Origin of the sequence: Streptomyces sp. NPDC088097 (genome assembly GCF_044741845.1) — a bacterium.
GTDB lineage: Bacteria > Actinomycetota > Actinomycetes > Streptomycetales > Streptomycetaceae > Streptomyces.
This window is the reverse complement of the sequence record NZ_JBIUTJ010000009.1, coordinates 58,256-75,589: the sequence shown is the minus strand read 5'-3', so window position 1 is coordinate 75,589 and position 17,334 is coordinate 58,256. Positions and strand designations below refer to the sequence as shown.

General features: G+C 72.0%; 15 protein-coding genes. 8 read left to right on the top strand and 7 right to left on the bottom strand.

Annotated features, from left to right (window positions below):
• The first annotated feature begins 69 nt into the window (after positions 1–69).
• On the top strand, positions 70–1,305 hold the full coding sequence (locus ACIOD1_RS23925; RefSeq protein WP_401904500.1) for a GNAT family N-acetyltransferase: 1,236 nt from the start codon (positions 70–72) through the stop codon (positions 1,303–1,305).
• A gap of 142 nt (positions 1,306–1,447) precedes the next feature.
• On the opposite strand, the gene ACIOD1_RS23920 is transcribed toward ACIOD1_RS23925, so the two are convergent.
• Together ACIOD1_RS23920 and ACIOD1_RS23915 are read right to left on the bottom strand one after the other, a co-directional pair.
• A complete protein-coding gene (locus ACIOD1_RS23920; protein WP_401904498.1) occupies positions 1,448–2,254 on the bottom strand; it encodes an Fpg/Nei family DNA glycosylase in 807 nt (268 codons plus the stop codon).
• 126 nt (positions 2,255–2,380) lie between these two features.
• On the bottom strand, positions 2,381–2,869 hold the full coding sequence (locus ACIOD1_RS23915) for a ribose-5-phosphate isomerase (RefSeq protein WP_365614770.1): 489 nt from the start codon (positions 2,867–2,869) through the stop codon (positions 2,381–2,383).
• A 221-nt stretch (positions 2,870–3,090) separates the two neighbouring features.
• Here ACIOD1_RS23915 and ACIOD1_RS23910 point away from each other — a divergent pair, with 221 nt between their 5' ends.
• The gene (locus tag ACIOD1_RS23910) at positions 3,091–4,521 is read left to right on the top strand and encodes an amino acid permease (RefSeq protein WP_365614773.1); all 1,431 of its coding nucleotides are present in this window, start codon (positions 3,091–3,093) and stop codon (positions 4,519–4,521) included.
• Positions 4,522–4,595: 74 nt separating this feature from the next.
• Here ACIOD1_RS23910 and ACIOD1_RS23905 read toward each other — a convergent pair whose 3' ends face one another.
• Positions 4,596–5,180: a biotin transporter BioY gene (locus ACIOD1_RS23905; RefSeq protein ID WP_401904497.1), complete on the bottom strand. Its 585-nt coding sequence runs from the start codon at positions 5,178–5,180 to the stop codon at positions 4,596–4,598.
• Positions 5,181–5,465: 285 nt separating this feature from the next.
• Between ACIOD1_RS23905 and ACIOD1_RS23900 the strand changes: the two genes are divergently transcribed.
• Positions 5,466–6,899, top strand: a complete 1,434-nt coding sequence (locus ACIOD1_RS23900) for an amino acid permease (RefSeq protein WP_365615053.1) — start codon at positions 5,466–5,468, stop codon at positions 6,897–6,899.
• On the opposite strand, the gene ACIOD1_RS23895 is transcribed toward ACIOD1_RS23900, so the two are convergent.
• Positions 6,884–7,645 (bottom strand): SDR family oxidoreductase, encoded by a 762-nt coding sequence (locus ACIOD1_RS23895; RefSeq protein ID WP_365615057.1) that lies wholly within the window; start codon positions 7,643–7,645, stop codon positions 6,884–6,886. The genes ACIOD1_RS23900 and ACIOD1_RS23895 overlap by 16 nt on opposite strands.
• A gap of 249 nt (positions 7,646–7,894) precedes the next feature.
• Between ACIOD1_RS23895 and ACIOD1_RS23890 the strand changes: the two genes are divergently transcribed.
• Both ACIOD1_RS23890 and ACIOD1_RS23885 read left to right on the top strand, forming a co-directional pair.
• A complete protein-coding gene (locus ACIOD1_RS23890) occupies positions 7,895–9,331 on the top strand; it encodes an amino acid permease (protein ID WP_365614778.1) in 1,437 nt (478 codons plus the stop codon).
• 186 nt (positions 9,332–9,517) lie between these two features.
• Entirely contained in the window at positions 9,518–10,174 is a 657-nt protein-coding gene (locus ACIOD1_RS23885) for a superoxide dismutase (RefSeq protein WP_365614781.1), read from the top strand.
• A 188-nt stretch (positions 10,175–10,362) separates the two neighbouring features.
• Here the strand turns inward: ACIOD1_RS23885 and ACIOD1_RS23880 are convergent, their stop codons facing one another.
• Positions 10,363–11,010, bottom strand: coding sequence for a DsbA family protein (locus ACIOD1_RS23880; RefSeq protein WP_365614783.1), 648 nt, complete (start codon positions 11,008–11,010; stop codon positions 10,363–10,365).
• A gap of 121 nt (positions 11,011–11,131) precedes the next feature.
• On the opposite strand from ACIOD1_RS23880, the gene pepN reads away from it, so the two are divergent.
• Positions 11,132–13,687 (top strand): aminopeptidase N, encoded by a 2,556-nt coding sequence (gene pepN / locus ACIOD1_RS23875; protein ID WP_401904495.1) that lies wholly within the window; start codon positions 11,132–11,134, stop codon positions 13,685–13,687.
• Between the two features lie 273 nt (positions 13,688–13,960).
• On the top strand, positions 13,961–14,923 hold the full coding sequence (locus ACIOD1_RS23870; protein WP_401904493.1) for a hypothetical protein: 963 nt from the start codon (positions 13,961–13,963) through the stop codon (positions 14,921–14,923).
• Here ACIOD1_RS23870 and ACIOD1_RS23865 read toward each other — a convergent pair.
• Together ACIOD1_RS23865 and ACIOD1_RS23860 are read right to left on the bottom strand one after the other, a co-directional pair.
• Positions 14,899–15,861, bottom strand: a complete 963-nt coding sequence (locus ACIOD1_RS23865) for a pyridoxamine 5'-phosphate oxidase family protein (RefSeq protein ID WP_365614789.1) — start codon at positions 15,859–15,861, stop codon at positions 14,899–14,901. The two genes, ACIOD1_RS23870 and ACIOD1_RS23865, sit on opposite strands and share 25 nt — an antisense overlap.
• A 23-nt stretch (positions 15,862–15,884) precedes the next feature.
• The gene (locus tag ACIOD1_RS23860) at positions 15,885–16,343 is read right to left on the bottom strand and encodes a VOC family protein (protein WP_401904491.1); all 459 of its coding nucleotides are present in this window, start codon (positions 16,341–16,343) and stop codon (positions 15,885–15,887) included.
• Between the two features lie 141 nt (positions 16,344–16,484).
• Between ACIOD1_RS23860 and ACIOD1_RS23855 the strand changes: the two genes are divergently transcribed.
• Complete coding sequence (locus ACIOD1_RS23855; RefSeq protein ID WP_401904490.1) at positions 16,485–17,060, top strand: CGNR zinc finger domain-containing protein; 576 nt, start codon at positions 16,485–16,487, stop codon at positions 17,058–17,060.
• The last annotated feature ends 274 nt before the right edge of the window (positions 17,061–17,334 follow it).

Below are 17,334 nucleotides of genomic sequence, written 5' to 3'. Positions count from 1 at the left end.
TCGACGGGTGGCCCGTTGACGCTCGAAAAGGTTTCGACCGGGGCGGAATGTCCTGGTAGGGATGGCCCTATGGCCCTTGAAATGCGCGTGCTGCGGTCCGATGAGTGGAATGTCTGGTACGAACTGCTGGAACTGGCGTTCGGTGGAGTGCCCGAGCCCACCGAAGAGCGGGAACTCTACCGCTCCCTGACGGAGCCGGAGCGTTCCCTGGGCGTCTGGGACGGAGAGGCCTGCGTGGGCACGGCCGGGGCGTTCAGCTTCCGCCTGTCGGTGCCGGGCGGCGCCCTGGTCCCGGCCGCCGGCGTCACGATGGTGGGGGTCGCGCCGACCCACCGCAGGCGCGGGGTGCTGACCTCGATGATGCGCCGCCAGTTGGACGACGTCCGCGCCGGTGGCGAGCCGATCGCCGTGCTGACGGCCTCCGAGCCACAGATCTACGGCCGCTTCGGCTACGGCACCGCCACGTACTCCCTGGCCGTGGACGTCGACACCACGCGCGTCCGGCTGAACGTGCCCCCGGGGACGGACGCGGTGCGGCTGCGCCTGGTCGACCCGCGGGAGGCGCTCGCGGACTGCGAGCGGGTCTACGCGGCCCTGGTGGCGACCCGGCCGGGGATGCCGGCCCGACAGCCGGGCTGGGAGCGACAGGCGCTGCTCGATCCGGAGGCCCGCCGGGCGGGCGCCTCGCCGCTGAAGTGCGTGGTGGCCGAGACGCCGGACGGGCAGGTCGTGGGCTACGCCCGCTACCGGGTCTCGCCGGACTGGGAGCAGAGCGGCTCGGACGGCACGGTGCGGGTGGACGACGTGGACGCGCCGGATCCGGCGGTGTACGCGGCGCTGTGGCGCTACCTCTGCGAGATCGACCTGACCTGGCGCGTACGGGCGTCCGGGCGCCCGGCGGACGATCCGCTGCTGCACCTGGTCAGCGACGTCCGGCGGATCGGGGCGCGGCAGCGGGACGCGCTGCACCTGCGGCTGGTGGACCTCCCGGCGGCGCTTCGGGCGCGGACGTACGGGGCCGCGCTGGACGTGACCCTGGAGGTCGAGGACGCGTTCTGCCCGTGGAACGCGGGCCGGTGGCGGTTGACCGTCGGCGCGGACGGGGCGGCCCGGTGCGTACGGACGGAGGACCCGGCGGAGCTGGAGCTGTCGGTGCGGGAACTGGCCTCGGCGTACCTGGGCGGGATCGGTCTGACCTCGCTGGCGGCGGCGGGCCGGGTCCGTGAGCTGCGCCCGGGCGCGCTGCGGGAGGCCTCGCGGGCCTTCGCCGGGGACGTGGCGCCCTGGCTGTCGCACGGGTTCTAGGCACGGCGGCCCCGGGCACGGGGCTCCCGGCGCAGGGGCCCCTGGTGCGGGGCTCCGGGCGCAGGGCTCCCGGGCGAGGGCTCCCGGGTGCGGGGCTCCAGGCGCAGCGGCTCCGGTCGGAGCCGCCGGCCCCGGGGGCCGTTCAGCGGCGTTGGCAGCCGGGGCACCAGAAGAGGTTGCGGGCGGCGAGGTCGGCGGTGCGGATGCCGTCCCCGCAGATGTGGCAGGGCATGTTGGCCCGGCGGTAGACGTACACCTCGCCGCCGTGGTCGTCCACCCGGGGCGGGCGCCCCATGGCCTCGGGGAGGTGCTCGTCGCGGACGGTGTCGATGCGGTTGTTCCGGACGCCCTCGCGCATCAGCACGACGAGGTCGGCCCACATGGCGTCCCATTCGGCGCGGGTGAGGTCCCTGCCGAGCCGGTAGGGGTCGATGCCGTGTCGGAAGAGGACCTCGGCGCGGTAGACGTTGCCGACGCCCGCGACGATCTTCTGGTTCATGAGCAGGGCGGCGACGGTGGTCCGGGAGCGGGAGATCCGGGCCCAGGCGCGGTCGGGGTCGTCGTCCGGGCGCAACGGGTCGGGCCCGAGCCGGTCGTGTATCGCCTTCTTCTCGCCCTCGCCGAGCAGGGCGCAGGCGGTGGGGCCGCGCAGGTCGGCGTGGTGTTGCTCGTTGAGCAGGCGCAGCCGGACCGTGTCCGCGGCGGGCGGGGCCGGGGCGGGGCCGAAGCCGAGCTTGCCGAAGAGGCCGAGGTGGATGTGGATCCAGGCGTCGCCGAGTTCGAGGAAGAGGTGCTTCCCGTGGGCCTCGGCGCTCTCCAGGACGCGACCGTCGAGGAGAACGGCGCTCTCGGCGAAGCGGCCCTGAGGGCTGCTCACCCGGACGGTCCGGCCGGCGAAGCGCTCGGTGTGGTCCTGGGCGAGGCGGTGGATCGTATGCCCTTCGGGCACTGCTTGTTCTCCTGCTCTGGTTCTTCTCCTGCTCCGGCGGGACGTGCGCGTGCCGCCGGACACGGGGTCCGGCGGCACGCGGGGTCCTACCGGCCCGGCCGGTCCTGCCGCGGGCCGGGCGGGGTCCTACTGGTCCTGCGGGTGGTGGGCCGGGATCGGGGGCAGTTCGCCGGTCCGCTCGTACGCGGTCAGCATGTCGATGCGGCGCGTGTGGCGCTCCTCGCCGGAGTACGGCGTCTTGAGGAAGGCGTCGACGAAGGAGACGACCTCGTCCTCGGTGTGCATCCGACCGCCGACGGAGATGACGTTGGCGTTGTTGTGCTCGCGGCCGAGCTCCGCGGTCTGGACGCTCCAGGCGAGGATGGCGCGGATGCCCTCGACCTTGTTGGCGGCGATCTGCTCGCCGTTGCCGGAGCCGCCGATCACGATGCCGAGGCTGTCGGGGTCGGCGGCGGTCTTCACCGCGGCCCGCAGGCAGAACGGCGGGTAGTCGTCCACCGCGTCGTAGATGTGGGGCCCGCAGTCGACGGGCTCGTGGCCGTTGTTCTTGAGCCAGTCCACCAGGTGGTTCTTGAGCTCAAAGCCGGCATGGTCGGATCCGAGATACACGCGCATGGGTCGAGTGTGGCACGCGGCCGCCCGGCGCCCCGCAGAGGGTGTCGTGTAAATCACGTCCCAACCTCAAGTAAACCCAAAGGACCCATACGGGGTGGGCTCGGGACCTTGGTCCCGAAATCAGAGCCTTGGGCAACTTCCGGAACAGGGTCTTCCGTCCTGCCCGTGTCTCAGGTTTGAATGCCGGGGCTCGCAACCCGAGAACCCTAAGGACACCGTCCATGAGCTCCACGACGACTCTCCAGAAGGCAGGCGACCCGACCGGAGAACCCGGTTCCGCCCCCTCCGACGGTCTGAAGGCCGGCCTCAAGAACCGCCACCTGTCCATGATCGCCATCGGCGGCGTCATCGGCGCCGGCCTCTTCGTAGGCTCCGGCGGCGGCATCGCCAAGACCGGTCCGGCCATCCTGATCTCGTACGCACTCGTCGGCGCCATGGTCGTCTTCGTGATGCGGATGCTCGGCGAGATGGCCGCCGCCAGCCCGAACTCGGGCTCCTTCTCGGCCTACGCCGACCGGGCCCTGGGCCGCTGGGCCGGCTTCTCCATCGGCTGGCTGTACTGGTTCTTCTGGGTCGTCGTGCTGGCCGTGGAGGCCACCGCCGGCGCTTCCATCCTGGAGGGCTGGATCCCGGCCGTCCCGCAGTGGGGCTGGGCCCTCATCGTGATGGCGGTGCTGACCGTCACCAACCTCGGCTCCGTCGCCTCGTACGGCGAGTTCGAGTTCTGGTTCGCGGGCATCAAGGTCGTCGCGATCGGCGCCTTCGTGATCGTCGGCATGCTGGCCGTCTTCGGTCTGCTGCCCGGCTCGGACAACCCGGGCGCCGGCCTCGCCCACCTGACGGACGCCGGCGGCTTCATGCCCAACGGCGCGGGCTCGATCCTCACCGGCGTGCTGATGGTCGTCTTCTCCTTCATGGGCAGCGAGATCGTCACCCTGGCGGCGGGCGAGTCCGAGGACCCGCGCCGCGCCGTCACCAAGGCCACCAACTCGGTGATCTGGCGCATCGGCATCTTCTACCTGGGTTCGATCTTCATCGTCCTGACGCTGCTGCCGTGGAACGACCCGTCGATCACCGAGAAGGGCTCGTACGTCGCCGCCCTGGACTCGATCGGCATCCCGCACGCGGGCACGATCATGGAGGTCATCGTCCTGACCGCCGTGCTGTCCTGCCTCAACTCGGGCCTGTACACGGCCTCGCGCATGGCCTTCTCGCTCGGTGAGCGCGGGGACGCCCCGAAGGCGTTCGCGAAGGTGAGCAAGCGCGGCGTGCCCACGATGGCGATCCTCGGCTCCGTGGTCTTCGGTTTCGCCGCCGTCTACTTCAACTACGCCTACCCCGACACCATCTTCGACTTCCTCCTGAACTCCTCGGGCGCCATCGCGCTGTTCGTCTGGCTGGTCATCTGCCTGACCCAGCTGCGGATGCGCGGGATCCTGATGCGCGAGGCGCCGGAGAAGGTCACCGTGAAGATGTGGTTCTTCCCGTACCTGACCTGGGCCACCGCCGCGATGATCACCTTCGTCCTGGGCTACATGGTCTACGACGAGGACAACCGTCAGGTCGTGCTGCTCTCGCTGCTGGTCGCCGCCGTGGTGATCGTGATCGGCGTGGTCCGCAACGCCGTCCGGCGCAAGGCCGTCGAGGCGTAACGCCCTCCCGGTACGACAGCGGCCCCGGACCACTCCGTCGTGGTCCGGGGCCGCTGTTCTCGTTCGGCGGGGCGTCAGCCCCGGCGGCCCGCCAGCTTCCAGGCCGTCGGCAGGACGCCCATGGCCAGGGCCGCCTTGAGGGCGTCGCCCAGCAGGAACGGGGTCAGGCCCGCCGCGACGGCCGCGCTCAGGGACATCCCGGTGGCGCCCATCAGGTACGGCACGCCCACCGCGTAGATCACCGCGGAGCCGAGCACCATCGTGCCCGCCGTACGCGCCACCGACCGGTCGGCGCCGCGCCGCGCGAGGGCGCCGACGAGGGTGGCGGCGAGCAGCATGCCGAGCACGTAGCCGAAGGAGGCGCCGCCCGCGCCGGAGGTGCCGCCCGCGAACCACGGGACGCCGGCCATGCCGACGAGGGCGTACAGGCCGAGGGCGAGGAAGCCGCGCCGGGTGCCGAGGGCGGTGCCGACGAGGAGCGCCGCGAAGGTCTGGCCGGTGACCGGGACGGGCGAGCCGGGGACGGGTACGGACAGCTGCGCGGCCACGCCGGTGAGCGCGGCCCCGCCGACGACGAGGGCGATGTCGCGGACCCGGCTCGCGGGCAGCAGGTCGGCGAGGACGGCGCCGGGTCGGAAGGAGACGGAAGCAGTGCTCATCGGGGGGCTCCGCGAGGTGGTGATCGACAGGACACCGTGAGGCTAGTGCGGAGCGGGCGCGCGCCCCACCGTCGGCCGGGACAAAGGCCGGCTCCCCCGTTTGGTGGGGATCGGACAAAGGTCCCGACCCGCGGGCGCGGCGCAGTGATCCGCGTCACGGCCGACATCTGACCGCACGCCCTTTTTGCTCCATCGGGTGCCCTCCGGCCAGACTGTAGGTTCCCGCCAATCCCTTGTACGGCCCCCCAACGCCGCTTGGCCGACCGAGAGTACGAGCACCCCCTCATGCGCGACGACCTGCCCGAACCGTCTCCCTCCCTGGGCGACCTGCCCTCCGAGCCACTGAGCCACGGACTCAAGCAGCGCCACCTGACCATGCTGGGCCTCGGCGGGGTGATCGGCGCGGGGCTCTTCGTCGGCTCCGGCGCCGGCATCGGCATCGCCGGCCCCGCGATCATCTGCTCGTACGTGCTCGCGGGCCTGCTCGCGATGCTGGTGATGCGGATGCTCGGCGAGATGTCGGCCGCGATGCCCGCCTCGGGCTCGTTCTCGGTGTACGCGGAGAAGGCCCTGGGTCGTTGGGCCGGCTTCTCGGCGGGGTGGCTGTACTGGTTCCTGCTGGTCGTGGTGCTGGCCGTGGAGGCGACGGGCGCCGCGACCATCGCGAACGGCTGGGTGCCCTCGGTCGCCCAGTGGGTGTGGGTTCTGATCTTCATGGTGGTGTTCACCGTCAGCAACCTGGCCGCGGTGCGGAACTTCGGCGAGTTCGAGTTCTGGTTCGCCGCGCTCAAGGTCGGCGCGATCGTGCTGTTCCTGATCCTGGGCACCCTGGCGATCTTCGGCCTGCTCCCGGACACCGATCCGGTGGGCATGGCCAACCTGACCGGCCACGGCGGCTTCTTCCCGGCCGGGATCGGCGGGGTGATCGCGGGTCTGCTGGCGGTGGTCTTCGCCTTCGGCGGCCTGGAGGTCGTCACCATCGCCGCCGCCGAGTCGGACGACCCGGCCCGCTCGGTGGCCCGCGCGGTGCGCAGCGCGGTGTGGCGCATCCTCTTCTTCTACGTGGGCTCGATCGTGGTCATCGTGACCCTGCTGCCGTGGGACTCGCTCACCCCGGGGCAGAGCCCGTACGTGGCCGTCCTCGACTCGATCGGCATTCCGGCGGCGGGGCAGGTCATGAACATCGTGGTGTTCGTGGCGCTGCTGTCCGCGCTGAACGCCAACCTGTACGGCTCCTCGCGCATGGTGTTCTCGCTGGCCGAGCGGGGCGAGGCGCCGAAGGGCCTGCTGCGGGTCTCGGGTGGCGGGGTGCCCCGGCGGGCCGTGTTCGCCTCGGTGACCTTCGGGTTCGTGTCGGTGGTGCTGAACCTGCTGTGGCCGGACACGGTGTTCCTCTACATGCTCAACGCGGTCGGCGCGGTGCTGCTGTTCGTGTGGGCGCTGATCGCGGTCTCGCAGTTGAGGCTGCGCGGGAAGCTGGAGCGGGAGATGCCGGAGCGCCTGACGCTGCGGATGTGGCTGTTCCCGTACCTGACGTGGGCGGCGCTGTTCGGGATGGCGGCGGTGCTGGTGCTGATGCTGTTCGACGACGCCGCCCGGCCGCAGTTGCTGTGGTCCTCGGGCGCGGCGGCGCTCGTCCTGCTGGTGGCGTGGGCGCGGGAGCTGCGCGCCCGGCGGGCGGCGGCGGGTCGGGTCCGCACCGGTCAGGTCCGCAAGTAGGAGGCGCCGTTGACGTCGAGGACGGTGCCGGAGCTCCAGACGGCCTCGGGTGAGGCCAGGTAGAGGACGGCGGCGGCGATCTCCGCCGGGTCCGCGACGCGCCCGAAGGGGCTCTGGGCCCTGATGGCCTCCCCTTCGGGCCCCTCCAGCCGGCCCGCGACCCGTTCGGTGGCGACGAATCCGGGGGCCACGGAGGCGACCGCGATGCCGTGGGGGGCGAGGGAGACCGCGAGGGACTGGCCGAGCGCGTGCAGCGCGGCCTTGGTGGCGCCGTAGGCGGGGTGGTCGGGTTCGCCCCGGAAGGCCCCGCGCGAGCCGACGTTGACGATGCGGCCCTCCCGGCCCGCCTCGATCATGCGGCGGGCGACGCGGTGGCTCAGGTGGGCGGGGCCGAGGAGGTTGACGTCGACGGTCCGCCGCCAGGCCTCCCGCCAGTCCGCGTACGAGGTCTCGGCGAGCGGGTGGGCGACCATCAGGGCGGCGTTGTTGACCAGGACGTCCACCCCGCCGACCGCCGCCTCCGCCGCTGCCGCCAGGTCTTCGACCCCGTCCGGGTCGGCGAGGTCGGCGGCGATCAGCGCGTGCCCGTCCCCCGCCAGCGCGGCGAGGGTCTCCTCGGCGTCGGCCCGGCGGGCGGAGCAGTGCACGACGACGCGGTCGCCCCGGGCGGCGAAGGCGGTGGCGACGGCTCGGCCGATGCCCCGGGAGGCGCCGGTGACGAGCACGCCCCGGCCGGTGGCGCGCATCGGCGTCACGGTTGCCGTGGTCGGTGTGGTCGTGGTCGGTGTGGTCGTGGTCCGGTCCATCGCGGTGGCCCCTCTCGGTCGGTTGTCCGCGCCGTCTCCACGCCCGCGCCGACGCGGCGAGCGTACGGAGGTGATCACGATCCGTGAAACCACTGTCCGAATATCGGACACCAAACGTCCGCTGAGCGGACGCTCGGCAGACTGGGGCCTCGCACCACCCTCCCCCGCACACCGGACAGGCACACCCCCATGAGCCAGCACAGCACCCTCGCGCCCCCCGAACAGCCACAGGCGACGGCCGCCGGATCCCCCCTCGGCAACGGCCTCAAGCCGCGCCACCTTTCGATGATCGCCCTCGGCGGGGTCATCGGCGCGGGGCTCTTCGTCGGCTCGGGCGCGGGCATCGCGGCCGCCGGTCCGTCCATCGTGCTCGCGTACGCCGCCTCCGGGCTGCTGGTGATGTTCGTGATGCGGATGCTCGGCGAGATGTCCGCCGCCAACCCGGCCTCCGGCTCCTTCTCCGTCCACGCCGACCGGGCCATCGGCCCCTGGGCCGGATTCACGGCGGGCTGGATGTTCTGGACGCTGCTGTGCGTGGGCGTGGCCATCGAGGCGATCGGCGCGGCGCACATCATGACCGGCTGGTTCCCCGGCACCCCCTCGTGGATGTGGGTGCTGGTCTTCATGGCGCTGTTCTGCGGCAGCAACCTGGGCGCCGTCTCCCACTTCGGCGAGTTCGAGTTCTGGTTCGCCGCCCTCAAGATCGGCGCCATCGCCCTCTTCCTGGGCCTGGGCGTCCTCGCGGTCCTCGGCCTGCTGCCCGGCACCTCCTCCCCCGGCTCCGCGAACCTGCTGCACGACGGCGGGTTCCTGCCCAACGGGGTGGACGGCCTGCTGGTCGGTCTGCTCGCCTCGGTGGTCGCGTACGGCGGTCTGGAGACGGTCACCATCGCCGCCGCCGAATCGCGGGATCCGGTCAGGGGCGTGGCCAAGGCCGTGCGGACCACCATGTGGCGGATCGCGATCGTCTACGTCGGCTCGATGCTGGTCATCGTCACCCTGCTGCCCTGGAACGACCCGGCCGTCACCGGGACCGGGCCGTACGCGGCCACCCTCGACCACCTGGGCATCCCGGGCGCCGGCCAGATCATGAACGTGGTCATCCTGATCGCCCTGCTGTCCGCGATGAACGCCAACATCTACGGCTCCTCGCGCATGGCCTACTCCCTGGTCTCCCGGGGACAGGGCCCCAAGGCGCTGGGCAAGGTCTCCGGTCGGGTCCCCCGCCGCGCGGTGCTCGCCTCCTCGGGCTTCGGCTTCGTCACCGTCCTGCTCTCGTACTGGTACCCGGACACCCTGTTCGCCTGGCTGCTGAACATGGTCGGCGGGGTCATCCTCGTCGTCTGGGGCTTCATCGCCGTCTCCCAGTTCGTGCTGCGCCGGCGGACGGAGCGGGAGGCCCCCGAGAAGCTGGTCGTGAGGATGTGGTGCTTCCCGTACCTGACCTGGGTGGCGCTGGCGGGCGTCGCCGGGGTCCTGGTGCTGATGGCCCTGGACGCGGACACGCGGGTGCAGGTGACCTTCACCGGCGGGCTGACGGCGGCCCTCGCGGTGACCGGGTACGTCCTCCAGCGTCGGGCCGCGAGCGCGGCCCGGGAAGCGGAGCGAGACTTCCGTCCGGTGTAACACCCCGCACCGAACGGCACGTCAGAGGCCGGGCTCATGCGATCGCATGAGCCCGGCCTTCGGCGTTCCGGAGGTCCGTTCAAGAGAGGTCACCCTTACTCGAAAGGCGGATTAGATACTGCTAGCGTGCAGTTGCGCATTGATTGCAGTAAGGGATTGGCACGCTGAGGGGACCGGATAACACGCATGGCCATCTACACGCTTCCTGAGCTTCCGTACGACTACGCGGCGCTGGAGCCGGTGATCAATCCGCAGATCATCGAGCTTCACCACGACAAGCACCACGCGGCCTACGTCACCGGCGCGAACAACACGCTGGAGCAGCTGGCGGAGGCCCGCGACAAGGAGAACTGGGGCGTTCTCAACGGCCTGGAGAAGAACCTGGCCTTCCACCTCTCCGGCCACATCCTGCACAGCATCTACTGGCACAACATGGCCAGCCCGAAGACCGGCGAGGGCGGCGGCGAGCCCACCGCCGCGGACGGCCTGGGCGACCTGACCGACGCGATCACCGAGTCCTTCGGCTCCTTCGCGAAGTTCAAGAAGCAGCTGACCTTCGCGGCCTCCGCGACCCAGGGCTCCGGCTGGGGCGTGCTCGCGTACGAGCCCGTCAGCGGCCGTCTGGTCGTCGAGCAGGTCTACGACCACCAGGGCAACGTCGGCATCGCCAGCACCCCGGTCCTGGTCTTCGACGCCTGGGAGCACGCCTTCTACCTTCAGTACAAGAACCAGAAGGTGGACTTCATCGAGGCGATGTGGAACGTCGTCAACTGGCAGGACGTCTCCAAGCGTTACGCCGACGCCAAGGCCAACACCCCGCTGCTGATCCCCGCCAAGGGCTGATCGGCACCATCAGCCCGTCCGCCTCGTGATCGTCTTCTCAACCTTCACTCGCGGGCGTGTCCACCAGAAGGCCCCCGCGAGGACATGACTCGCGGGGGCCTCCTGCGTCCGGGACGCCGGCCGTGTCCGTCGGGACGCCAAGGGAGGAAACGATTCGCCGCCTCCCCGACGCCCCCCGGACCGGCGGACTACTCGAAGCTCGGGCCCTTGTCGCGGGTCCGCTTCAGCTCGAAGAAGCCCGGGGTGGAGGCGACGAGCAGGGTGCCGTCCCACAGCCGGGCGGCGGCCTCGCCGCGCGGGGCCGGGGTGACGACGGGGCCGAAGAAGGCGACGTCCTCGCCGTCGGCGCCCGGCACCGAGATCACGGGGGTGCCGACCTCTTGGCCGACCCGCTCGATGCCGTCGTTGTGCGAGGCGCGCAGCTCGGCGTCGAAGGTGTCGGAGATCCCGTACTTGGCCAGCTCCACCGGCAGGCCCACCTCGGCCAGCGCCTCGGTGATCACCTCGGGGACGTTGCCCCGACCCTCGTTGTGGATGCGGGTGCCGAGCGCGGTGTAGAGCCGGCCGGTGATCTCCTTGCCGTACTTCTGCTCGGCGGCGGTCACCACGCGGACGGGGATCCAGGCCGCGGGGCCCAGCAGCTCGCGGTAGGCCTCGGGCAGCTCGTCGAGCTTGTCCTCGTTGAGGACGCCCAGGCTCATCACGTGCCAGCGGACCTCGATGTCGCGCACCTTCTCCACCTCCAGGATCCAGCGCGAGGTCATCCAGGCCCACGGGCAGAGCGGGTCGAACCAGAAGTCGACGGGGGTCTTCTCGCGCACCTGTGCGTCGGGCATGTCTCTCCTCGGGCCATGGGGTGTTCTACGACATCCCCCTCGCCAACCGGTCGGGGGGCGGCCGCATTCCCCCGTGGGAGGATTCGAACCGAAGAACACGATCACGCACGAAGGAGTGCACGTGCCCGGAGAGAATCTGTCCCGTGACGAGGCCCGCGAGCGGGCCGAGCTGCTGTCCGTCGACGGGTACGAGGTGGTCCTCGACCTGAGGTCCGCGGTGGACGAGGCCGAGCCGGCCGCGGGCCCCCGGACCTTCCGCTCGGTGACCACCGTCCGCTTCCGGGCCGCCTCCCCCGGCTCCGCGACCTTCGCCGACCTGATCGCGCCGTCCGTGAACTCCGTCACCCTCAACGGCGCCGCCCTGGACCCGGCCGAGGTCTTCGACGGGTCGCGGATCGCGCTGGCCGGGCTGGCCTCCGAGAACGTGCTCGTCGTGGACGCGAACTGCGCGTACAGCCGCACCGGCGAGGGCATGCACCGCTTCGTGGACCCCGAGGACGGCGAGGTCTACCTCTACACCCAGTACGAGCCGGCCGACGCCCGGCGGGTGTACGCGAACTTCGAGCAGCCCGACCTGAAGGCCCCCTACCGCTTCGAGGTCTCCGCGCCGGAGGGCTGGCAGGTCTGGAGCAACGGCGTCGAGGAGTCCCGCGAGGGCCCGACCCGGCGCTTCGCCGAGACCGCGCCCATTTCCACGTACATCACCTGTGTGGTGGCGGGGCCCTACCACTACGTCACGGACACCTACACCCGCGGCGACCTGACCATCCCGCTGGGCGCCATGTGCCGCAAGGGGCTGGCGAAGCACTTCGACGCGGACGACGTCTTCCTGGTCACCAAGCAGGGCTTCGACCTCTTCCACGAGATCTTTGACTACCCCTACCCCTTCGGGAAGTACGACCAGGCCTTCGTCCCCGAGTACAACCTGGGCGCGATGGAGAACCCGGGGATGGTGACCTTCCGCGAGGAGTACATCTACCGCGGGAAGGTCACGCAGGCCTCCTACGAGCGGCGCGCGAACGTCATCCTGCACGAGATGGCGCACATGTGGTTCGGCGACCTCGTGACCATGAAGTGGTGGGACGACCTGTGGCTCAAGGAGTCCTTCGCGGACTTCATGGGCTCCTTCGGACTCGTCGAGGCCACCCGCTTCGACCAGGCATGGGTGACCTTCGCCAACAACCGCAAGGCGTGGGCGTACCGGGCCGACCAGCTGCCCTCCACCCACCCGATCACGGCCGACATCCCGGACCTGGAGGCGGCCAAGCTCAACTTCGACGGGATCACCTACGCCAAGGGCGCGTCCGTCCTCAAGCAGCTCGTCGCCTACGTCGGGCGGGAGGCCTTCCTGGAGGGCGCGCGGCGCTACTTCAAGGCCCACGCCTACGGGAACACCACCCTGGACGACCTGCTGTCGGTGCTCGGGGAGGTCTCCGGGCGGGACATGGCCGGCTGGTCGCGGGCCTGGCTCCAGACCGCCGGGGTGAACGCACTCACGCCCGTGGTGACCTGCGGCGCGGACGGCCGGATGACGGAGCTGGCGGTGCTCCAGGAGGGCGACGAACTCCGCCCGCACCGGGTCGCGGTGGGCCTGTACCGGCTGGAGGCCGACGGGGCCCTGGTCCGCTACGCCCGGTCCGAGACGGACGTCGCCGGGGCGCGCACGGTGATCGCCGAGGCCGCCGGGCTGGAGCGGCCCGACCTGGTCCTGGTCAACGACGAGGACCTCACCTACTGCAAGATCCGTTTCGACGAGGGCTCGCTCGCGGTGCTGCGCGGCCACCTGGGCTCCATCGGCGACCCCCTCGCCCGCGCCCTGTGCTGGTCGGCGCTGTGGAACCTCACGCGCGACGGGTTGATGCCGGCCCGCGACTTCGCCTCGCTGGTCCTGGCGCACGCCGGCCGCGAGAGCGAGGTCGGCGTGCTCCAGCAGCTCCACGCCCAGGCGCTGAGCGCGGTCGCCCACTACGCGGCCCCGTCCTGGCGCGAGCAGGGCGGCCGGGAGCTGGCGGCCGGCGCCCTGCACGAACTGCGGCTCGCCGAGCCGGGCTCGGAGCACCAACTGACCTGGGCCCGCTTCTTCGCGGCGGGCTCGGCGACGGAGGGCGACTTCCAGTTGCTGCTCGGGCTGCTCGACGGCTCGGCCAGGATCGACGGGCTGGACGTCGACCAGGAGCTGCGCTGGGACTTCCTGCTGCCGCTGGCGGCGCACGGCGCGGTCGGCGAGGCCGTCATCGAGGCCGAACTGGCCCGCGACGACACGGCTTCGGGCAAGCGGCACCAGGTGCGGTGCCTGGCGGCCCGGCCCTCCGCGGCGGTCAAGGACCAGGCGTGGGCGGCGGTCGTCGAGTCGGACGCCCTGTCGAACGCGCTGGTCGAGGCGACCATCTCCGGGATGCAGCAGCCCTCGCAGCGGGCCCTGTTGGCCGGGTACGCCGGGCGCTACTTCGAGGTGATCGAGCGGATCTGGGCCGAGCGCTCGATCCAGATCGGCATCGACGTGGTCCGCGGGCTGTACCCGACGCTCCAGGACTCCCCCGCCACGCTGGAGGCCACCGACGCCTGGCTGACCGCCCACGCGGACGCCGCGCCCGCACTGCGCCGCCTGGTGCTGGAGTCCCGCGACGACCTGGCCCGCGCCCTGCGCGCCCAGGCCTGCGACGCGGGCCGGGCCTAGGGCCTGTCGCCGGCCGGGTTCGGGGGGTGCGTACGGCGCCTCCCGGACCGTCGGCCGGGGGTGAAATCAGTCAGCGGAGCATGATAATGACGGCCGGGCCCGCGCCCGGCCGTCGGCATACGGTGCGCAGGGCTCTGGCCTGGGGTTTCGCGCGCAATGGGAACGCCCTCATCGGCAGTCGAACGCCCGTACTTTAGCTCCGTGTTGTCCCGGTTTGTCGACGAACGTGTAACAGGCGTTAGCGAGGCCATGGCCTGAGGGAATCACCGCGTCATGAACCAGAACGCACCCCTCCCCCTCGCCCACCTCGCCGCCAGCCGGCCCCGTGTGCTGAGCCTCGCCCAGCTCCGCGAGCACGGCATCAGCGCGGCCGAGGCCGCGGGCCGGCCCTGGCAGCAGGTGCTGCCCGGGGTGTTCCTGCTGCACGCCGGGGTGGCGACCAGCGAGGAGCGGCTGCACGCGGCCCTGCTGTACGCCGGGCGACGCGGCAACGGCGAGGCCATGATCACGGGGTTGGCCGCCCTCGCCCTCCACCGGTTCTCCGCCGCCCCCGCCCTGCTCGCGCTCCCGCACATCGACGTGCTCGTGCCGAACACCCGCCGACTGCGCTCCACCGGCGACGTCCGGGTCGTGCGCACCCACACCCCGCCCCGCCCCGTGGAGGTCACCGGGCTGCCCGTGGCCCCGGTGGCGCGGGCCGTCGCCGACGCCGTCGCCCAGCTCTCCGACGCGGGCACCGTGCGCCGCCTGCTCAGCGAGGCCGTCCGGGGCGGACACTGCGAACCGGCCGCCATCGTGCGGGAGCTGACGGTGGCCCGGTTGCTGAACCGGCCGCACGTGGTGGACGCCGTCGAGTCCCTCCTCGCCGAGGGCCGGGCCATCGCCGAGGACCGGCTGTATCAACTGGTGCGCGGCTACGAACTCCCCGAGCCCCTCTGGAACGTGGACCTGCGCCTGCCCGGCGGCCCGCACCTCGGCGGGGTCGACGCGTACTGGCCCGAGCAGGCCGTCGCCATCGAGATCGACACCCGCGCGCCCCGCCAGGGCGAGGACGAGGACTGGGCGGAGGCCGTCCGCAAGCGGGAGACCCTGGAGCGCCTCGGGGTGACCGTCCTGTACCTGACGCCGCGCAAGCTGCGTGACTGGCCCGAGCAGCAGGCCGCGGTGGTCCGGACCGCGCTGACGGCGTCCGACGACCGCGAGCCCGCCGCCTACCTGGTCGTGCTCCCCGCGTGAGGGGGGTTGGCCGGGGAGTACTCCGGGGCGCTCCACCGCAGCCGCCCCGGATGCAGGCTCTCCACCACCTCTTCCACCCGGAAGCGCACCCACCGCTCCCCGCCGTCCCCGAACTCGGTCCGGGCCCGCCCGCTCAGCTGGAGCACGGCCCCGCTCTCCCAGACGGGGAACAACAGCCCGGCCCGCCCGTCGGTGGCGAGGTTGCCCAGGGTCAGGAACATCGCGTTGCCCGCGTAGTCCGGCCACAGCAGCTCGGTCGGCGAGGGCGTCTCCACGAAGCCGGGCATCCCGCCCCGGTGGCTGGCGTCGACGGCGCCGGAGACCCCGCCGCCCCCGGCCCCACCTCCCTCGACCCCGCCGCCCTCGACCCCGCCCTCCTCGGGCACGGTCGCCACGGTCGCCACGAAGAAGGTGTCGGCGGCGCGGACGGCCCGCTGTTGCCCGGGGGTGAGCACCTCCCCCCGGCACACCACTCCGGTCCCCGCGGCCACCACCTCCAGTGGCTGCCGCTTCTGGAGGTACTTCGGGCAGTTGGCGAAGACCTCCTCGGCCCGCACCGCGAAACCGCCCGGCCTCACGGACAGGGTCCCGTTCAGACGCATCCGGCGGCGGGTGCGCGGATCGAGGGCGATGGTGCCGACCCGGGTGCCCTCCGTGGAGAGCGCGCCGGCCAGCGGGTCCCCGTCCGCGAGTCCGCCCGTGACCGTGATCCGCTCGCGCCCGTCGGCCCGTACGAAACCGGGCGGGCCGGTGAGCAGCGAGGCCCACAGCCGTCCGGCGCCGTCGGCCGCGCCGACGACCAGGTGCGGCTGCTGCGCGAGGAAGGCGGCCGCGACCTCGCGGATGTCGGCGCCGATGGCGCGGCCCACGTGCTCGGCCTCCTCTCGTACCCCCACCCGTCGCTGCACGGCGATCGATCCCCGGTGGTAACGCTCCATGACCGCACCCGCTCTCTGATCGTTTAGAAGAACCCGCAGGTCGGGGCGGATTCCGTCGGGACGGGCGCGCCCTGCGCCCCGGTGGGTACGGAGATCTCCAGGCGGATGCCGTCGGGGTCGTGGAAGAAGATCCCGCCGGAAGTGGCGCCCTCGCCGTGGGCGACGATCCCCTCGTGGGCGAAGTCGACGCCCAGGTCCCGCAGCCGCTCCTCGTACGCCCTGACCTCCTCGATCCCTCCCGCCGTGAGCGCGAGGTGGTGCAGTCCGGCCGCAGCCGGCGAATACCGGTCCGCGGCCTGCTCCCAGAGGGTCAGCACGAGCTCGCCGTCCCGTCCGAGGAAGGCGTGGCGGCGGCCCTCCGCCGCGCCCTCGCCGAGCGTCTCGAAGCCGAGGGCGCCGCGGTAGAAGGCGAGCGACCGGTCCAGGTCGGTGACGTTCAGACCCACGTGTCCGGTGCGGAGCTTGCTGATGACGGTGGTCATGGCGGGATCCCTTCCCCGGGAGGTCTACCCCCGGGAGACTCGACAGTTCTAACCTTCTAAGTTGAGATTAAGGGTTAGCCCGACGCTCGTCAACCGGTCACGTACTCTTGAGGGGTTAGCAGGCGCGAGGGGAGCGGAACCATGACGGAGCACACGGCACCCACGACGGACCGGCGCCCCCTGACCGGGGAGCCCGTCGCCCTGGACCTGCTGAACACGCGCTGGGTCCAGGACGGGGCGCCCGCCGACCTGTTCGCGGGGGCATTCGGGCTGACCCGGGTGGAAGGGCTCGCCGTCTGGCTGGAGAGCGTCGGCCTCGCCGACCGCTTCCGCGCCGACGCCGCGACCCTCGTCCACCTGATGACCGCCCGCGAGGCGCTGGCCCGCGCCGTGGCGGACCCGACCGACGACAGCGCCCGCGCACTGATCGACGCCGTCCTGGAACACGGCCGCATCCGGGCCACGCTCACCGCCGAGGGCCCGGGCGAGCGCACCGAATTCGCCGACCCCTCCTGGGGGCCGGCCTGGACCGCCGCCCGGGACTACCTCGACCTGCTGCGCGCGGACCCCGACCGGATCCGCAAGTGCGCCTCCGAGACCTGCGTCCTGCACTTCCACGACATCTCGCGCAACGGCACCCGGCGTTGGTGCTCGATGGCCGCGTGCGGCAACCGCGCCAAGGCCTCGCGGCACTACGCGCGCACGCGCGAGCGCTGAACGCTCCGAATCCGTCACACCCGATGTGAGACGGAGCCCCGCCCGCCCGGGGGCTTGAGGTCGAACCATCGACAAATCAACTCGTGGACCGCCGCGAGTTGCCCCGGCTTGCCCCGCCGTGTCCGCGCCGGCGGTCGGTCCGCAGTGGCGGGAGTCCGCCATGACAGGTCTCGGTCAATGACAACACTCCCCAAACAGCTGTCACTTGCGCAAAGCTGACCGGTCATCCGGCACCGAAATCCGGACCGTATCTTTCACTTAGCCAGGGATGCTG